This window comes from Bacillus cereus group sp. Bce019, from assembly GCF_051781745.1.
Taxonomy (GTDB): Bacteria; Bacillota; Bacilli; order Bacillales; family Bacillaceae_G; genus Bacillus_A; species Bacillus_A cereus.
Genome location: NZ_JBPWJX010000081.1, coordinates 1 through 319, shown reverse-complemented (window position 1 = coordinate 319; position 319 = coordinate 1). Strand labels below are relative to the sequence as shown.

Sequence of the window (319 nt, the reverse complement as noted above, 5' to 3'; positions counted from 1 at the left end):
TGGGGCCTTAGCTCAGCTGGGAGAGCGCCTGCCTTGCACGCAGGAGGTCAGCGGTTCGATCCCGCTAGGCTCCACTTTATTTAATATATGTCTCGGAGGTATACCCAAGTTCGGCTGAAGGGATCGGTCTTGAAAACCGACAGGCGGTGAGAATCGCGCGGGGGTTCGAATCCCTCTACCTCCTCCATTTTTTCTTTAATGGCTTAGACATATAATAATAAAATATTTATTTTTTCCTTCATGGAGGTATACCCAAGTTCGGCTGAAGGGATCGGTCTTGAAAACCGACAGGCGGCGAGAGTCGCGCGGGGGTTCGAAT

At 50.8% G+C, this 319-nt stretch carries 2 tRNA genes; both read left to right on the top strand.

Features of this window, described 5'->3' with window-relative positions:
- Position 1: 1 nt before the first annotated feature.
- Positions 2-74, top strand: a tRNA-Ala gene (locus tag ACS2QP_RS27530).
- A gap of 20 nt (positions 75-94) precedes the next feature.
- Positions 95-187 (top strand) — tRNA-Ser (locus ACS2QP_RS27525).
- Positions 188-319: the final 132 nt, after the last annotated feature.